3 protein-coding genes are annotated in these 3029 nt (G+C 63.2%); 2 read left to right on the top strand and 1 reads right to left on the bottom strand.

Going from position 1 to position 3029, the window contains the following annotated elements:
• Positions 1-414 (top strand): P1 family peptidase (locus ACOJSJ_RS01400; protein ID WP_420143196.1); only part of this gene is annotated, 414 nt, incomplete at its 5' end.
• Positions 415-551: 137 nt separating this feature from the next.
• Here ACOJSJ_RS01400 and ACOJSJ_RS01395 read toward each other — a convergent pair.
• Entirely contained in the window at positions 552-1457 is a 906-nt protein-coding gene (locus tag ACOJSJ_RS01395) for a fructose bisphosphate aldolase (protein ID WP_420143197.1), read from the bottom strand.
• A gap of 269 nt (positions 1458-1726) precedes the next feature.
• Between ACOJSJ_RS01395 and ACOJSJ_RS01390 the strand changes: the two genes are divergently transcribed.
• Positions 1727-2932: an MFS transporter gene (locus tag ACOJSJ_RS01390; protein ID WP_420143195.1), complete on the top strand. Its 1206-nt coding sequence runs from the start codon at positions 1727-1729 to the stop codon at positions 2930-2932.
• Positions 2933-3029 lie beyond the last annotated feature (97 nt).

Here is a 3029-nt window from a genome sequence, read left to right as displayed (position 1 = left end):
TATGACTATCGCCAACAGGTGGAGGAAAAGAAGGCGGACGGTTCCGTCGTCATCGTGATCGCCACCGATGCGCCTCTGTCCGACCGCAACCTGCGCCGGGTGGCGGAGCGCGCCTTTGGCGGGATCGCGCGGACGGGGTCCAGCTTCTCCAACGGATCGGGCGATTATGCGATCGCCTTTTCCACCAGCATGGCGGTGCGGCGTACGGCCGACAGGCGCAATGCCGTCGCTGCGGTCGACGACCTGCCCAATGACCGCATGTCGCCGCTGTTTCAGGCGACGATAGAAGCGACCGAGGAAGCGGTGCTGAACGCCCTGTTCAAGGCGCAGACGGTAACAGGACATCGCGGCACGGCGCAGGCGCTGCCGCTGGACAGGGTGCTGCCCATGCTCAAGCAGCAAGACATCCCATAGCCTCGCTTCAAGCACAGTCGGGAAGCGGAAGGCCGAGCTTTACGTTTCTCGACTTCGCTCGAAACGAACGGATCATTTTCGCATGAAAAAGGGTCGGCAGATCGCTCTGCCGACCCTTTCAAGAGATTATCAGCGGATCAGGCTGCGACAGGCTGCTTGGCGACCGATGCGCCATGGATTTCGTCGATTGCTTCACCCAGCGCGGCGTTGAATTCATCCTCGCTCATCTGATGACGCAGATCGTTCAGCAGGGCGCGGCTGAAGCTGGCGATGATGCCGCGATTTTTCGACAGCTCGACGCAGGCTTCGGGACGGGCGAAGCCGCCCGACAGGGCGACGACGCGCAGCACGGCGGGGTGATCGACCAGCGGATCGAACAGGCCGGGCTTGGCGGGCAGCGACAGCTTCAACATCACCTGAACACCTTCGGGCAAGGCATCGAGATGCTTCAGGATTTCTTCCAGAAGCATCTGGTCGGCTTCCGCGCGTTCGGGCGATTTGATGTTCACTTCGGGTTCGATGATCGGCATCAGACCGGCGGCCAGCACCTGATTGCCGATTTCGAACTGCTGCGCCACGACGGCGGCGATGCCCTCCCGATTGGCGAGGTTGACGACAGAACGTTCCTTCGTACCGAACACGCCCAGCGCCCTGGCACGGTGCAGCAACGTGTCGAGGCCCGGATTGGGCTTCATCATCTGAACGCCGTTGGCTTCATCTTCCAGACCCTTGTCGATCTTGATGAAGGGCACGACGCCGCGTTCCAGCAGCGCGGCCGGCGTCGGCTTGCCATCCACGGTACCGTCCATGGTGCGTTCGAACAGGATCGCGCCCAGCACCTTGTCCCCGGTGAATACGGGCGAGGTGATGACGCGGCTGCGCATGCCGTGGATCAGAGCGAACATTTCCTCTTCGGACGACCAGGCGCCTTCTTCGATGCCATAGCCCTTGAGCGCCTTGGGCGTCGAACCGCCGCTCTGGTCGAGCGCGGCGATAAAGCCTTCGCCCGTCGCGATCTTTTGCTTCATGTCCTGATCCAGCATCTGCACATACCTTCCCTTGGGTGCCACGTCATGGTGGCGAAAATGGATTATCGACGGATGCTCCACCATCCGCCGACCGGCCGTCATCTGTCGGGCGACCTTCGACAGGATAGATCTTTACCGGTCCTGCGGCTGGTAACCAGTCCCTAGCCCCTCCGCAAGGCGGATTGCCCGTTCATTACGGGACAGACGGCAATTTAGGGTGCGGCGCAATATGGTTTCGACCCAAATGGGTTGAAAGGTTGCGGTTCAAGACCCATAGCGACGGCATGACCGATATTGCAGCTGCACCATCCCCCGTCCCCGCCCTGTCGCGATTTGGCCTGCTGACCATGGCGGTGGCGTGCGGCGTGATGGTCGCCAATCTTTATTATGCGCAAACGCTGATCGACGTAATCGGTCCGGAAATCGGCATGTCGGCCGCGGTCGCAGGGTTGATCACCACGCTGACGCAGCTGGGCTATGGCGCCGGGCTGTTTCTGGTCGTACCGTTGGCCGACCTGTTCGAAAATCGCGGGATCGTGCTGACCTCCATCGCCGCAACGATCATCGGATGCATCGCCATCGCCCTGTCGAACGGCCCGACCAGCTTTCTGATCGCATCGATCCTGACCGGGGTCGGCGCGACGGGCGCGCAGGTGCTGGTCCCGCTCGCCTCGCACCTTGCGGCGCCGGAAAAGCAGGGCCGCGTCGTCGGTACGGTCATGAGCGGCCTGCTGTTCGGCATCATGCTGTCGCGACCGGTCGCCAATTTTCTGGCCGGATCTTTCGGATGGCGCGCGACCTTCATCCTGTCGGCGATCGTCATGGCGGCCGTCGGCGTAGCGCTGATCGCCATATGCCCACAGCGCAGGCCCCAGGGTGGCATGCATTATGGGCAGGTGCTCGCCTCCACCTTCTCGCAACTGGTGAAACATCGCGTCGTGCGGATGCGCGCTTTCTATCAGGCGTGCATGTTCGCCGCCTTCAACCTGTTCTGGACCGCTGCGCCGCTGGCGCTGATCCACGAATTTCATCTGGGCCATGCCGGGATCGGCGCATTCGCGCTGGCCGGTGCAGGTGGCGCGCTGGTCGCGCCGGTGGCGGGATGGCTGGCGGATCGGCGACTGACGCACCCGGCTTCGCTGATCGGTCTGGCCGGGCTGACCATCGGTTTCCTGCTGGCCGACTGGACCGTGGCGGCAGGCAGCCTGATCGGCTTCACGATCATGGCCGTGCTGATCGACGGCGCGGTTCAGATGAGCCAGATCACGGGGCAAAAGCTGATCTTCTCGCTCGATCCGCATGCGCGGGGCCGGATCAACGCGGCCTATGTGACGGTGATGTTTCTGGTCGGTGCCATGGGTTCGGTGATCGGGTCCGTCACCTATGAAGCGGGTGGCTGGAGCGCCAGCGCGCTGGCAGGGGCAGCGATCGGCGGCGTCGCCACGCTGATATTCCTGCTGTTCGACCGGGGCGCCAGCGTCACGCGCTGACCGCCCCGGATCGTTCACCTGTCAGGCGATCAGCGCCTGTACGCCCGGCAGTTCCTTGCCTTCCATCCATTCGAGGAAGGCGCCGCCTGCGGTCGAG

The organism is Sphingobium sp., from assembly GCF_048594625.1.
Classification (GTDB): domain Bacteria; phylum Pseudomonadota; class Alphaproteobacteria; order Sphingomonadales; family Sphingomonadaceae; genus Sphingobium.
Note: the sequence above shows the minus strand (reverse complement) of the source record. Positions and strands in the feature narration are given on the sequence as shown.